The following is a 12,651-nucleotide window of genomic DNA, read 5'->3' as shown; positions in this document are numbered from 1 at the left end:
GACGACCGGCTGTAGATAAAAAATTCACATCAAGATCTGTTTAGCATTCCAATTTGACATAATGAGAGGGCAGGCCTACCTAGAGCTTATGTCCGCGACGTATTGAGGAGCTTGTTTTGACACTCATCGAAACTCTTGCCTCTGTGAGGCCGGGTTCCGCGCTCGCGGAAGCCATGGGGAAACGCGCGGAGATCCTGCGCCTCAGTGAAGCGGCCCACGACGCTGTGCTTCTGCCACGCGATCCCGGCGGACTGTCGCACGGCCTGAGGGCGGCACTCGCCGCCCGGATGGCGCGCCACAATCGCAGCCCGGCGCTCACGGGCCACTACGACACGCTCGTTGCCCGCGCCGACGAACCGGCGACAGCCTTGCTCGCCGAGCCGAACACGAACGTGTCGGATCCGCGTACCGCCGAGATCGTTCGCCATGCCGACCGGCTCACGGTCGCGCCGCGCGATGCCACGCGCACCCATGTGGACGCATTGCGCCAAGTCGGCGTAACCGACGCCGACATCGTCCGGCTCGCAGAGCTTGCGGCTTTCGTCAATTACCAGGTGCGGGTTCTCGCCGGCCTGAAGCTGCTGGGAGAGATGCGATGAGCGAGGTCGTCCACACCTTCACCACCACGGTGCCGCGCTGGCAGCCCTACGTCGTTCCGGTCGATTTCGCGACCGCCACCGACGAGCAGCATGCAGCGATGCAGACGACGCCGTCGAACAAGGGCATCTCGCCGTATGTGCTGACCCTGGCGCACGACCCCGAGACGCTCGCGGTCCGCTCACCCCTGTTCAACCTGATCATGTACGGCAAGGACGGACTGGCAGCGAGCGAGCGTGAACTGGGTGCCGTCGCCGCCTCTGTCGTCAACCGCTGCGTCTACTGCGCCGCCGTCCATGCATCCCGGTTCAACAATTTGACAAAACGCACCGATGTCATCGACGCCGTGTTCGCCGATGGTCTCGAGGCGACGCTCGACGAGCACCTCCAGGCAATCTTCAACTTCTCGGCCCGACTGTCGACGACGCCTCCCGAGGCCGTCGCGACCGATGCGCAGGCGTTGGCGGACGTCGGGCTCGACGAGTTGCAGGCTCTCGATCTCGTCCTCTCCTCGGCGATCTTCGGCTGGGCGAACCGCCTGATGCATACGCTCGGCGAGCCGATGAAGGACTGAAGTGTTTCCTGGGGAGCGACAGCATGGATACCCGAATCCGGATTCAGCCGCTGCTTACGGGGCGTTTATTACAATGACGAGTATGTGTGTCAGGACGGTCGGTGGCTGATCTCGAAGCGCATTTCGCATTTCACATGGCGTGACACTATGGAGATGGTGGCCGGCTGACCGAGACCGCGGGTGCCGACGCGCGACCTGCGACCGCTCGAGCTCTAGCAAGCGTAGAGACGTCGGCGCGTGCCCCTCATCCGCCTGCCTGCACCGACCGGGGTCGAGCCACGGGTCTCGCCCCGTCCTTCGGACCCCCGCTCGCGGGGCGAAGGGAGATAGCCGCAACCTCTCCAGTCCCACCAACCTCTCGCAGGGCACGTCCCCTCGCCCCGTTTTTACGGGGAGAGGGTTAGGGTGAGGGGCAGACTTTCTCTAACGCTCAGAGCTGTTCCAGCATCGCGGCAGCGCCCGAGACGGTGGCCTGGCCGGGGCTCTCCTCGACGTTCAGGGCCTTGACGACGCCGTCTTCCACCAGCATCGAATAACGCTTGGAGCGGAGGCCGAGGCCGCCGGCGGAGAGGTCGGCGTCGAGGCCGACGGCCTTGGTGAAGCCGGCATCCCAATCGGCGAGGAAATGGATCTTGCCCATGCCGCCTGACGATTGCGCCCAGGCGCCCATCACATGCCAGTCGTTGACGGAGACGACGGCGATGTCGTCGACGCCCTTGCCAAGGATGGTATCTCGGTTTTCGAGATAACCCGGCAGGTGGTTCAGCGAGCAGGTGGGCGTAAACGCGCCCGGCACGGCAAAGAGCACGACGCGCTTGCCGGCGAAGAGCTGATCGGTGGTGATTTCGACCGGGCCGTCAGCCGTCTTTTCCTTGAAGGTGGCGGCAGGAAGCTTGTCGCCGATCGCGATGGTCATGGTCTTCTCCTTGAGCTCTGGATTTGGCGGTTCTGCTTGGCGGCGGGCGCCGCAGGGGATTGGAGGCGACTATAGGAGCCCGTCATTGAAAGGCAAGAGTGGTCTCCATCGCCCTTTCGCCATCGATGACCAGCACGCCCCAGCGCTTGCCGGATAGGTCGTAATTCTCAGGCAGTTTGCCGATAGCGACGTCGACCTTGAAGGTGGCGCCGTCGCGCTTGCCGGCGATCTGCTTGGTGAAGGCATGGCCGCTCGGGCCGGTGACGATGATATCCGGCGCGCCGTTCCCCTCGCCCGCCCCCCGCCCGGCAGAGCGAGTGTCAACGACAGCGTCTTCCTGTCGGGCGACATCGCATGCGCCGTGACGCCGAAATCCGGCGACGGCGGCTTCGGCAGGCTCGCATCGGCGGCCTGAAGGATCGCCTCCTCTTGCGGGTGCGACTGGATGGCGGGGCCAAGCTTCAGCTGAAAATTCGCCTGGAAGGGAACGCAGATATCCTTGCAGATGCCGATGAAGGCGGAAGCGTCGATTGCCACCGGGCCTTTGCTGCCCGCCGTCAGCGACAGCGGCAGCGTCACCGGTGCGTCATAGGCGATATCCTCGACTGTGCCGTTGAAAAAATGCTTTGGAACGGGATAGGCGATGGCATCGAGGCTGACCCCACTCGCCGCCGCGATGGTGATCTGCGGCGGAATGCCATTGCCGCCGGGCTCTTTCCAATAGGTGATCCAGCCGGGTTTCGGCTCGATCTGAAGGGCGGCGCGGATTTTGCCGCCGGCATCGGGCGCGAGCGCCACCAGGCGCATGCGGCCGCCCTCATTGTCCGCCCAGGCGCTCATTTCCGCACGGGCGGAATAAAACGGCACAAGGGCTGCGACCACTGACACAACCGCGATTAAAAGCCCGCGCGGGCCTGAGGAAATAATCATCATGGAACAAAGGTTTACCGAAAATGCTGTTTGGCTGCCACAAGTCGCGGCGATTTAAATCTTCATTTTCAGTTGATTGATGTGTGACATTGGCCCATGTTTCTCTTGTCGAGGCCTTGGTGCGGTCTAGCAGCAGGAGGAACGATGTCCTTATCGACGCTGAAGAACAGACGGGAACGTGGCTTCTTCGATGGCCAGTTCCTCATCGCCATGCCGGGCATGGAAGACCGCAATTTTGCGCGCACCGTCATCTACATCTGCGCGCATTCGGATGCCGGCGCCATGGGCTTCGTCATCAACCGGCCACAGAGCCTCACCTTCACCGATGTGCTGCTGCATCTCGACATGATCAAGCAGGAAGATTCGATCGTGCTGCCGAAGCGGGCGCGCGACTTCCCGATCCAGACCGGCGGCCCTGTGGAAAGCGGCCGCGGCTTCGTGCTGCATTCGGACGATTATGCCAGCGACTCCTCGATCCCCGTCAGCGACGACATTTGCCTGACGGCGACGCTCGACATCGTTCGCGCCATCTCCAAGGGCGCCGGACCGACACGGGCGACAATGCTGCTCGGCTATTCCTCCTGGGCGGCCGGCCAGCTCGAAAACGAGGTCGTCAACAATGGCTGGCTCACCTGCCCGGCCAATGAGGAATTGATCTTCGACCGCAGCCTCGACGACAAATACGAGCGGGCGCTCGCCGGCATGGGCGTGACCGCTGCTATGCTGTCGGCCGAAGCCGGCCATGCTTGAGAGGCTGGCCTGACGGTCGCTGACCTGGCGGCAGCGGGAACGAATAGCCGAGAGTGACGTTTCATTCGGCGAGCATGGACAAAAAGCCCATGCCAACCAAGGAGACATCACAGATGGGTAGCACCAGCGACAAGATTTCCGGCAAGGCAAATGAAATTGCCGGCAAGACCAAGCAGGCCGTCGGCAAGGCGACGGACGATCGCGACATGAAGGCCAAGGGCGCCGTCCAGGAAGCCAAGGGCAAGGGACAGGTCGCAACCGGCAAGGTCAAGGACAAGCTCAAGGGGGCCGTCGACCGGCTCTGAGCGACAGCAATAAGACGAGCAAAGGACGCTGTGCTTCCGATTTAAGGAATGCGCAGTAGACGCTCATCCTTTATCACCATGCCTGTCGCGCCCTCACGCGGCAGGCATTTTTAGTCCGTCACCCTCATGCTCTGCAGAGATAGACCCAATGAAGCTTTTTGCCTGCGACAATTGCGATCAGGTCGTCCACTTCGACAACCGTCGATGCGTGCGCTGCAACCATCGCCTCGGCTTCCTGCCCGGCGATCTCGCCATGCATGCGCTGGAGCCGCGCGACGAGACGCTCTGGCAGCTCGTTTCCAATCCCGATCGCGAGGTCCGCTTCTGCGCCAATGCCGGCCTCGATATCTGCAACTGGCTGGTGGACGGTGACGGCGAGAGCGAATTCTGCGTTGCCTGCCGCCATAACCGGCTGGTTCCGAACACCGACACCCAGGACGGCATCGATCGCTGGCGGCGCATCAGCCAGGCGCAGCGCCATCTGTTTTATTCGCTGCTGCGCTGGAAGCTGCCGCATCCGGATCGCGCGCAAGATCCGCAAGGCGGGCTGGTCTTCGATTTCCTCGAGGATTCGATCGAGAGCAACGGTTATGTCGTGCCTGCCATGACCGGCCACGAGGAAGGCCTGATCACCATCCGCGCCGCAGAGGCCGACGATGCGACGCGCGAACAGGCGCGCAGCTCGATGAACGAACCCTATCGCACGCTGCTCGGCCATTTCCGCCACGAGGCCGGCCATTTCATCTGGAACAAGCTGGTGCGCGATCGGGGCGGCCTTGCCGATTTCCGCGCCGTCTTCGGCGACGAACGGCAGGATTATGCAGCAGCCCTGCAGACCCATTATGCCGGCGGCGCGCCCTTGGGATGGCAGGATAATTTCATCAGCGCCTATGCCGCCTCGCACCCCTGGGAGGATTTCGCCGAATGTTTCGCGCATTACCTCCATATCGTCGATACGCTCGAAACCGCGCGCGCCTTCGGCATCGCCATCGATCCGAGCGGCCATGAGGAAATATCAGGCGAGGTGGATTTCATCCCTTACCGGGCAAGAAGCGCCGAACAGCTGGTCAGCGCCTGGGTGCCGCTCAGCATCGCGATCAACGCCATCCAGCGCAGCATGGGCCAGCCCGACTCCTACCCCTTCGTGCTGTCTTCGCCGGTTGTGGCCAAGCTCGAATATTTGCACCGGTTGATCCAGGGCGTGGCGACGGCGCAGTAGCTGCAGGCGGCTTGAGGAGATGGAAAGCCGTCGCTATCGTGAGGCGCCACAATATCTCCACCCTCATTCCTGTGCTCGTCACAGGAATGAGGGTGCAAGAGGAGTGACAATCCTGCCTATCGTCGGCTCTCCGAAGCCCGATTGGTTCGCGGCAAGCGTTACCGCGGCGGAGAGTTTGGCGAGAACGCCACCCCAATCTCCGTCATCCTCGGCCTTGAGCCGAGGATCTATGCCCGATGCTGATGGACACCAGTGTGGATCCTCGGGTCAAGCCCGAGGATGACGGAGGGTGGGGTGGGCGGAAGGCTTTTTTTCTAGCGAATGCCTGAGGTCGCTATTTAAAACGAAACCGCCTTGCCCTTCTTGAACGGCTCCATGCCCTTCCGAGCGAGTTCGTCGGCGCGTTCGTTTTCCGGGTGGCCGGCGTGGCCCTTGACCCAGTGCAGTGTCACCTTGTGGCGGTCGCGGGCCGCCTCCAGCGCCTGCCAGAGCTCGGCATTCTTCACCGGCTTCTTGTCTGATGTCTTCCAGCCGTTTTTCTTCCAGCCGAAAATCCACTTGGAGATACCGTCCTTGACGTAGGCGCTGTCGGTATAGAGATCGACCTCGCAAGGGCTCTTCAGGGCCGACAGCGCCGAGATTGCCGCCAGCAGCTCCATGCGATTGTTGGTCGTGTCGGCCTCGCCGCCGAAAAGCTCCTTTTCGACGTCGCCATAACGCAGCACCGCGCCCCAGCCGCCGGGGCCGGGATTGCCGGAACATGCGCCGTCGGTAAAGATATCGACGTGCTTCATAGGCTCAATCCATATTCGGCGGGCGATTTGATCTGGCGGTGGAACCGCAGCTTGCGGAGATATTCGAGCGGGTCCTTCTTGGTGACCATGGCGCCTTCCGGCGTCGTCAGCCAATCATAAAGCCGGGTCAGCAAGAACCGCAGCGCCGACCCACGCGACAGCACCGGCAAAGCTGCGATTTCGGCATCGCTCAGCGGCCGAACGCTCTGGTACCCCTCGAGCATCGCCGTGCCCTTGGTGATGTTGTAGGCGCCGTCCTTCTCGAAGCACCAGGCATTCAGGCAGATCGAGACGTCATAGGCGAGCAGATCGTTGCAGGCGAAATAGAAATCGATCAGGCCGGAGAGCTGGTCGCCGAGGAAGAAGACGTTGTCGGGGAAGAGGTCGGCATGGATGACGCCGGCAGGCAGGCCACTCGGCCAGGCGGCGGAGAGGAAATCGAGTTCGCTGCGGATCTCGGTCTGCAGCCCGGGCTCGATCTCGCCGGCGCGCGCCTCGGATTTTTCCCACAGCCCCCGCCAGCCGTCGATCGACAGCGCATTCGCCCGCTTCAACTGGAAATCATCACCGGCCACATGCATCTCGGCCAGCGCTCGGCCGACCTCGCGGCAGTGCCTGGCCTCCGGCTTTCTCAGCCACATGCCTTCGAGGAAGGAGATCAGCGCCGCCGGACGGCCGGACAGCGAGCCGAGCAGCGCGCCGTCGCGACGCGGCAGCGGCAGCGGGCAGGACAGGCCGCGAGCTGCGAGATGCTGCATCAGGCCGAGGAAGAAAGGCAGATCGCTCTTTTCGACGCGCTTTTCATAGAGCGTCAGGATCAGCGGATCCTTGGAGGTGTGAAGCAGGAAGTTGGAGTTTTCGACGCCTTCGGCGATCCCCTTGTAGGAAAGCAGCGTGCCTGCGTCATATTCCGTCAGGAACCACTTCAGATCGTCTTCGGCGATATCGGTATAGACTGCCAAGTGAGGTCTCGCCTTCATGCCTTGTTGATATTGGATTTGCCGGAGTGGACGCCAGGCCGAAGGCCGGTCTAGCCGTTGACGAAGGCCATGTCTGCTGCCGTCAGCTCGATACTGCGCAGTTCGCGGTTGACGAGGAAGTTTTCGGTTTCCTGCACCGTTTCGGCCAGTTCGACGCGGGCATCGAAGCGGGCGCGGAAAGCCTCTATGATCTCGTTGACGATGACCTCGGGTGCCGAGGCGCCGGCGGAGAGACCGAGCGTCGAAATCGTGCCGATCTCGTCCCAGTCGAGCTCGGCGGCGCGCTGCACGAGGATCGATTTCTTCGCCCCTGCCCTCAGCGCCACTTCGACGAGGCGCTTGGAGTTGGATGAATTCGGCGCGCCGACGATGATGAAGAGATCGCAGCCGGGAGCTGCCTGCTTCACCACTTCCTGGCGGTTGGTCGTCGCATAACAGATCGAGTCCGCTGCCGGCGCCGTCAGGTTGGGGAAGCGCTCGTGCAGTCGGGTGATGACGCCGGCGGTGTCGTCGACGGACAGTGTCGTCTGGGTGACATAGCCGAGATTATCGGGGTCCGTGGGAATATAGGCGTCGGCGTCCTCGATCGTCTCGATCAGCGAAACCGACCCCTCCGGCAGTTGACCCATCGTGCCGATTACTTCGGGGTGGCCGGCATGGCCGATGAGGACGACATGGCGGCCGAGGCGATTGTGGCGCATCGCCTGCTTGTGGACCTTGGAGACCAGCGGGCAGGTGGCGTCGAGATAGAAGAGGTTGCGGCTTGCCGCATCCTCCGGCACGGATTTCGGCACGCCATGGGCGGAGAAGACCACCGGCTGGGCGCGATGTTCGGCCGGGATCTCGTCCAGCTCCTCGACGAAGACGGCGCCCTTGGCCTCCAGCCCTTCGACGACATAACGATTATGGACGATCTCGTGGCGCACATAGACCGGCGCACCATAGGATTTCAGCGCCAGCACGACGATCTGGATGGCGCGGTCGACGCCGGCGCAGAAGCCGCGCGGCCCGCAGAGCCTGATCGTCAAAGGAGGTTTCGCCGCAATATTCATGTCTGTTCCGTCAAAATTCCGTACCGCGTCGGGATAAGCGACCTCTAGCCCAATATGACCGGGAATTGAAGCGATACTATTGCCGAGGCTGCTTGCCGGGTTTGCGGAACCAGGAGATCGCCACCACCGCGGTGAGCACCGCGGCCAGCCCGTACCAGGTGAAAGCATATTGCAGATGGTCGTTCGGCAGATCCACCTGGGTAACGCCCCCGATCGGCAGGCCGGCCGGATTCAGGGTGGAATCGGCATCGACGAAAAAGGGAATGACCTTCGCTTTCTCGAGGCCGACGCTCTCGGCCATGACGTCGAGATCCTTCCAGTAGAAGATGTTCTTGGCGACGTCGTTATCGGGCACCACCCAGGAAGGCTTGCCGGGAAGCTTTTCGCGCGCTAGGCCGGTGACGGTCTGCTGATCCGTCAACTGGCCCTGCATGCGCGTTTCCGGCTCCTTGTTGTCATAGGGAACGAAGCCGCGATTGACGAAGAGAATGCGCCCGTCGGCAAGCTCCAGCGGCGTATAGATGTAAAAGCCGGTCTGGCCGCGCCAGGTGGCGAAGAAGTGCCGCTCCTTGTTGTTGATGTAGCGGCCGGTGGCGGTCACCTTGCGATATTCGATGTTGCCGCCTGCAGCCGCCATCGCCTCGATGTCGGCGAGCGGCACGGGGGCTGCTGCCTGCCGCGCAGCAATATCGGCGATCAGGCCCTCTTTCCAGTGCAGGCGCTCCACCTGCCAGGTGCCCAGCGAAATCAGGATGGCAAGGGCGATCAGCACCAGGATGCCGGTCAAGACAGGCAGCCGGCGGCGCGGCGCGGCATGATCGATATCAGTCACTCAGGCGTCCTTCGCGGGCATTATGGCGGTATTGCATGGCGATCAGGATGCCTTTGAACCAGCGTAGTGTCAGCAGCGACAGGATAATCGTCAGCGGCGCGAAGAGCAGGATATGCACCCAAATCGGCGGCCCGTAATTCACCTGCAGCCACAGCACCATGCCGATGACGATGAAGCCGACGATGAGAATGACGAAGACGGCCGGGCCGTCACCGGAATCGGCAAAGGAATAATCGAGGCAGCAGGCAGCACAGCGCGGCTTCACGCCGAGCAGGCCATCGAAGAGCTTGCCCTGGCCGCAGCGCGGGCAGCAGCCCTTGATGCCGGTCTTCACCGGATCGACGGGGGGAAAATGGGCGCTGTCCTCGTTCATGGCAATTCCTTTTAGGCGCTCCACGCTGCCTTAACTCTCCCATAAAGTATTTGCATCCCGGATGGAAAGGCCTGCGCGGTCTCCGCCGAGTGATTCGCGCCAAACAGAAGAAGAACTGATGACCGATGATAGCCATTCCGTACAGATCATTATCCTGAACGGCGCACCGCGGAGCGGCAAATCCAGCATTGCGCGCGCAATCCAGGACGAATTCGAGGGACCGTGGATCAACCTCGGCGTCGACGGCTACAATGCCATGACACCGAAGCGTTATCTGCCGGGCATCGGACTGCGGCCAGGCGGCGAGCGGCCGGACCTGGAGGAACTGGTGCCGTTCTTTTATGCGGCGCTCTACGAATCGATCGCCATCCATGCCAGTCTGGGGCTCAATGTCATCGCCGATCTCGGCCACCATGACAGCTATTCGCAGCCGCTCGGCATCCTCGGCGATTGCGCCCGGCGACTGGAAGACTTTCCCGTGCTGTTCGTCGGCGTGCGCTGTCCGATCGAGACGATCATGCAGCGGCGCGACATTGCCCAGGAAGGGCGCGAGACGCTTTATCTCAGCGCCACGGAGGAGGTGCCCGTTCCAGAACCGGTGCAACGCTGGCAGGATGAGGTTCATCGCCCCGGCATCTACGATATGGAGGTCGATACGTCGGTGCTGACGCCGCTCGAATGCGCCGAAGCGATCCGCCACCAGTTGGATCTCGGCATTCCCGCGCCTTCGGCCTTCGAACGGATCGCCGGGGCGCGCTGAGGCGATAAAAAGCGGGTACAGAGCCCTTACCTCGGCCGAAGAGATTGCCGATGGCGCCCCTCATCCGGCTGCCGCCACCTTCTCCCCGTAAACGGGGTGAAGGGGATATGCCGCAGCGTCTCGAATCCCTCTTCTCCCCAGCGGGGAGAAGGTGGCCCGAAGGGTCGGATGAGCATCTGTGTTTGGTGTCAAGGTGGATTTGGTGTCCAGATGCGGTTTTTGGTGATGAGGGTGTTTGCCAGGACGATGAGCTTTCTCATGACGGCGACGAGGACGACCTTATTGGGTTTTCCGACTTTCTTCAGCCTTGCGGCGAAGCGTGCGAGGTCCGGGTTGTGACGAGAGGCGGACAGGGCGGCCATGTAGATGGCGTTCCTGGGTGCTGGGCGTCCGCCCCTGATGGAGCGATGTCCGGCCCGCTCGCCACTTTCGCAGGCAATCGGCGCAAGGCCGGTCAGCATGGCGGCCTGCTTGCCGGAGCAGGCGCCAAGTTCGCAAAGGCCAGCGATCAGGCTTGCGGCGGTGACGGCTCCGATGCCAGGAATGGAGATGAGGATGTCGAGGCGGCGGCGCATCTCGGGATCGGCGCAGATGCTGCGCTCGATCTCGGCGTCCAGTCTTGCGATATGGGTGTCGAGCGCGGCAAGCCGGCGCGTCAGTTCCTTGCGCAGGAAAGCGGTCACGGCCGTCTTCATCCGGTTGGACAGGGCGGTGCGTTCGCCATTGGCGGCAGATCGGGCATTGACCAGTTCCTGCAGGGTTTCCAGCGCTTGGTCCGGCGGTGGGGTCTGTGCGGGCTTGAGGGCTTCTCCCATGATGGCCAGAAACCGCGAGATCGAGCCGATCGGTCTTGGCGAGAAAGCCGCAGGCTTTGGCAAACAGCCGGGCGCGCAGCGGATCGACGACCGACACGTAAAAGCCATCGGCATGCAGCGAGCGCTGGACGGCGCGATGCCACTTGCCGGTCGCTTCCATGACGATACGCAGCGCCGAGCGCGGCATCTGGTCAAGCGCATCGAGCTCCCGCTTGAGGCGGCGCAGGCCGGCCGTGTCGTTGGTCACCCGAAAACTGCGGCCGAGAGGATGCAGATGAATGTCCAGCCACTCTTTACAGACATCGATGCCGACATAAACTGTCGCCATCGCGGTGCGTTCGGACGATACCTTGCCTTGCATACGGGACCTGCTCCCCACTATCTGTTCAGGACAAACGCGAAGGACGGGCGGACCAGGCTCATCCCCGGTTCACGCCAAGGGGGTTACGGTCCCGCCCGTCCGACCCCTGGGGGATGGCCATCCCCCAGGGGTCGCACCCATCATCAACGGATGCAGTTTGAACATGCAAGGGGGCCGGCGAAGCCGGTCTTTCCAACAATATTCATGCGGATTCGAACGCATTCGTGTCGACATAGCGGATAGTTAAGATGAGAGGGCGTGCCGTGTGGCCCCCTCATCCGACCCTTCGGGCCACCTTCTCCCCGCTGGGGAGAAGAGGAGACATGCCGGAGCCTCTCCGTTCCTCGCCCGCCCGGATGGCGCGTCCCTCTCGTCTCCGAAAAGGTGCGGGCTGTCGCGGACCCCACCAAAAAAAAGGCGGGCACGAGGCCCGCCTTTTGCTTGACTATCGTTCCGATCAGCCGGCTGCGACGGGTGCGCCCCAGCCGCCCCAGACGTAGATGCAGAAGAACAAGAACAGCCAGACGACGTCGACGAAGTGCCAGTACCAGGCAGCCGCCTCGAAGCCGAAATGCTGCTTCGGGGTGAAGTCGCCGCGCAGCGCGCGGATCAGGCAGACACCCAGGAAGATCGTGCCGACGAGGACGTGGAAACCGTGGAAGCCGGTCGCCATGAAGAAGGTCGCGCCGTAGATCGAATTCTTGAAGGCGAAGGGCGCGTGGGCATATTCATAGGCCTGGACGGAGGAGAACAACACGCCGAGCAGCACCGTCAGCGTCAGGCCCTGAATCAGGCCTTTGCGGTCGTTGTGCAGCAGCGCGTGGTGCGCCCAGGTGACCGTTGTGCCCGACAGGAGCAGGATGACGGTGTTATAGATCGGCAGGTGCCAGGGATCGAGAACCTCGATGCCCTTCGGCGGCCAGACGCCGCCGGTATAGGCCAGGCGCGAGGCCTGGATCGCCTCGTTCGGAAACAGGCTGGCGTCGAAATAGGCCCAGAACCAGGCGACGAAGAACATCACTTCCGAAGCGATGAACATGATCATGCCGTAGCGCAGATGCAGCGAGACGACGCGGGTGTGGGCGCCCTCATGGGCTTCCTTCACCGTATCGGCCCACCAGCCGTACATCACGTAGAGAACCAGCGCGAAGCCGATATAAAAGAGCCAGGGATTGGCGAGCTCGGCACCGGCGACCTTGAACGAACCGCCGTTCAGGTAGCGCATGTAGCAGACGCCGCCGATCGCCATGAGGAAGGCGCCGAGCGAAGCGATAATCGGCCACGGGCTCGGATCGATGATGTGATAGTCGTGATTCTTCTGGTGAGCATCGGCCATGTAGTTATCCCCGGATGTCTTCCTTCACTCCGCTCCCGGCATAGCCGGAAACGAGCC

Annotated in this window: 13 protein-coding genes and 2 pseudogenes; 6 read left to right on the top strand and 9 right to left on the bottom strand. The window is 62.5% G+C overall.

Annotated elements, in window-relative coordinates; translation table 11 throughout:
- Positions 1-116: 116 nt before the first annotated feature.
- Entirely contained in the window at positions 117-599 is a 483-nt protein-coding gene (locus N2600_RS03530) for a CMD domain-containing protein (protein WP_222387120.1), read from the top strand.
- Complete coding sequence (locus N2600_RS03525) at positions 596-1,171, top strand: peroxidase-related enzyme (RefSeq protein WP_222387119.1); 576 nt, start codon at positions 596-598, stop codon at positions 1,169-1,171. Before N2600_RS03530 ends, N2600_RS03525 begins: the two co-directional genes overlap by 4 nt.
- A gap of 430 nt (positions 1,172-1,601) precedes the next feature.
- Here N2600_RS03525 and N2600_RS03520 read toward each other — a convergent pair whose 3' ends face one another.
- Both N2600_RS03520 and N2600_RS03515 read right to left on the bottom strand, forming a co-directional pair.
- Positions 1,602-2,087: a peroxiredoxin gene (locus N2600_RS03520; protein WP_003557102.1), complete on the bottom strand. Its 486-nt coding sequence runs from the start codon at positions 2,085-2,087 to the stop codon at positions 1,602-1,604.
- 82 nt (positions 2,088-2,169) lie between these two features.
- Positions 2,170-3,020, bottom strand: a pseudogene (locus N2600_RS03515) (protein-disulfide reductase DsbD domain-containing protein).
- 141 nt (positions 3,021-3,161) lie between these two features.
- Between N2600_RS03515 and N2600_RS03510 the strand changes: the two are divergent.
- The 3 genes from N2600_RS03510 (at position 3,162) to N2600_RS03500 (ending at position 5,291) form a co-directional block, all read left to right on the top strand.
- Positions 3,162-3,767: a YqgE/AlgH family protein gene (locus N2600_RS03510; protein ID WP_017963123.1), complete on the top strand. Its 606-nt coding sequence runs from the start codon at positions 3,162-3,164 to the stop codon at positions 3,765-3,767.
- A 113-nt stretch (positions 3,768-3,880) separates the two neighbouring features.
- Positions 3,881-4,072, top strand: a complete 192-nt coding sequence (locus N2600_RS03505; protein ID WP_162118290.1) for a CsbD family protein — start codon at positions 3,881-3,883, stop codon at positions 4,070-4,072.
- Between the two features lie 148 nt (positions 4,073-4,220).
- Complete coding sequence (locus N2600_RS03500; protein WP_260297987.1) at positions 4,221-5,291, top strand: zinc-binding metallopeptidase family protein; 1,071 nt, start codon at positions 4,221-4,223, stop codon at positions 5,289-5,291.
- A gap of 338 nt (positions 5,292-5,629) precedes the next feature.
- Here the strand turns inward: N2600_RS03500 and rnhA are convergent, their stop codons facing one another.
- The 5 genes from rnhA to N2600_RS03475 form a co-directional block, all read right to left on the bottom strand.
- Entirely contained in the window at positions 5,630-6,085 is a 456-nt protein-coding gene (gene rnhA / locus N2600_RS03495) for a ribonuclease HI (protein ID WP_017963120.1), read from the bottom strand.
- Positions 6,082-7,047 carry a homoserine kinase gene (locus N2600_RS03490; protein WP_260297985.1) on the bottom strand — a complete coding sequence of 322 codons (966 nt, stop codon included), beginning with the start codon at positions 7,045-7,047 and terminating at the stop codon, positions 6,082-6,084. The genes rnhA and N2600_RS03490 overlap by 4 nt, the downstream gene beginning before the upstream one ends.
- Positions 7,048-7,115: 68 nt before the next feature.
- On the bottom strand, positions 7,116-8,117 hold the full coding sequence (gene ispH, locus N2600_RS03485) for a 4-hydroxy-3-methylbut-2-enyl diphosphate reductase (protein ID WP_017963118.1): 1,002 nt from the start codon (positions 8,115-8,117) through the stop codon (positions 7,116-7,118).
- Positions 8,118-8,193: 76 nt separating this feature from the next.
- Positions 8,194-8,949: an SURF1 family protein gene (locus N2600_RS03480; protein WP_260297984.1), complete on the bottom strand. Its 756-nt coding sequence runs from the start codon at positions 8,947-8,949 to the stop codon at positions 8,194-8,196.
- Positions 8,942-9,322, bottom strand: coding sequence for a DUF983 domain-containing protein (locus N2600_RS03475; RefSeq protein ID WP_260297983.1), 381 nt, complete (start codon positions 9,320-9,322; stop codon positions 8,942-8,944). Before N2600_RS03475 ends, N2600_RS03480 begins: the two co-directional genes overlap by 8 nt.
- A gap of 118 nt (positions 9,323-9,440) precedes the next feature.
- On the opposite strand from N2600_RS03475, the gene N2600_RS03470 reads away from it, so the two are divergent.
- Positions 9,441-10,082 (top strand): chloramphenicol phosphotransferase CPT family protein, encoded by a 642-nt coding sequence (locus tag N2600_RS03470; protein ID WP_222387113.1) that lies wholly within the window; start codon positions 9,441-9,443, stop codon positions 10,080-10,082.
- A 188-nt stretch (positions 10,083-10,270) separates the two neighbouring features.
- On the opposite strand, the pseudogene N2600_RS03465 reads toward N2600_RS03470, so the two are convergent.
- Positions 10,271-11,258: pseudogene (locus tag N2600_RS03465) on the bottom strand (IS110 family transposase).
- 457 nt (positions 11,259-11,715) lie between these two features.
- Positions 11,716-12,594: a cytochrome c oxidase subunit 3 gene (locus N2600_RS03460; protein ID WP_017963115.1), complete on the bottom strand. Its 879-nt coding sequence runs from the start codon at positions 12,592-12,594 to the stop codon at positions 11,716-11,718.
- Positions 12,595-12,651 lie beyond the last annotated feature (57 nt).

The sequence above is a fragment of the Rhizobium sp. WSM1274 genome (assembly GCF_025200775.1).
In the GTDB taxonomy this organism is placed as follows: Bacteria; Pseudomonadota; Alphaproteobacteria; order Rhizobiales; family Rhizobiaceae; genus Rhizobium; species Rhizobium leguminosarum_I.
This window is presented reverse-complemented; position numbering and strand designations above follow the sequence as displayed.